This window comes from Mesorhizobium sp. M7A.F.Ca.US.014.04.1.1 (assembly GCF_003998745.1).
GTDB lineage: Bacteria > Pseudomonadota > Alphaproteobacteria > Rhizobiales > Rhizobiaceae > Mesorhizobium > Mesorhizobium ciceri.
In genome coordinates, this window is sequence record NZ_RZRW01001220.1 from 1 (window position 1) to 813 (window position 813).

Consider the following 813-nt stretch of genomic DNA (forward strand, 5'->3'; position numbering starts at 1 on the left):
AGCCAATGTATATGCTGGTCGACCAGGCTGTCGGCGGCATGGCGGGAGCGCCCGCCGACGGGCTTGCCACCCCTTCTGAAATGCACGTCGACTATGTTCATGCCTACGCGCTGAATGACTGGTTCATCTAGGTGCCATGCTGGAAGATGGAGTGAAACCGACATCCTTCACCAACTGGTCTCGAACGCGTTCATTGCCGCTTGCCGCCGCACTAGGCCCGAGGTGAAGGACGATGTCTCACTCCCGCCCTTCTGAGCCGCCGCGAACAACGCTCACGGCCGTATTGGCTTCCTTTCGGCGGGCATTCGCCGGCATCGCCTTGATGAGCGGGGTCGTCAATGTCCTGGCGCTGACCGGCTCGTTCTTCATGCTGCAGGTCTACGATCGCGTCATCCCCGGCCGCAGCGTGCCGACGCTTGTCGGCCTTTGCTTGTTTGCGGGCACGCTGTTCCTCTTCCAGGGCGTTCTTGAGCTGATCCGATCGCGGCTGCTGGTGCGTATCGGCATGGCGCTCGATGCGCGGCTCAGCGGGCAGGTCTACACCGCACTGATGCGTCTGCCGTTGCGCACGAAGCTTCCCGGCTATGGCTTGCAGTCATTGCGGGACCTCGATCAGGTCCGATCGTTCCTGTCGAGCGCTGGGCCGACCGCGCTGTTCGACCTGCCCTGGATGCCGCTTTATCTCGCAATCTGTTTCCTGTTCCATTTCTGGATCGGCATGACCGCGCTCTTGGGCGCCATCATTCTGTTTGCCCTGACCTTACTGGCGGAACTACGCACGAGGGAGACGGCGAAACGTGCTAACAGCCAGGC

General features: G+C 61.6%; 2 protein-coding genes. One reads left to right on the plus strand and one right to left on the minus strand.

Annotated features, from left to right (window positions below):
• Positions 1-237 precede the first annotated feature (237 nt).
• Positions 238-369: a hypothetical protein gene (locus EOA22_RS39660; RefSeq protein WP_281040825.1), complete on the minus strand. Its 132-nt coding sequence runs from the start codon at positions 367-369 to the stop codon at positions 238-240.
• Here EOA22_RS39660 and EOA22_RS35695 point away from each other — a divergent pair.
• Positions 368-813 (plus strand): ABC transporter transmembrane domain-containing protein (locus tag EOA22_RS35695; protein WP_348629525.1); only part of this gene is annotated, 446 nt, incomplete at its 3' end. The genes EOA22_RS39660 and EOA22_RS35695 overlap by 2 nt on opposite strands.

Coding starts and splice junctions, on each gene's coding strand:
- EOA22_RS39660 (WP_281040825.1), bottom strand. CDS start 369: ATGAAGAACGAGCCGGTCAGCGCCAGGACATTGACGACCCCGCTCATC.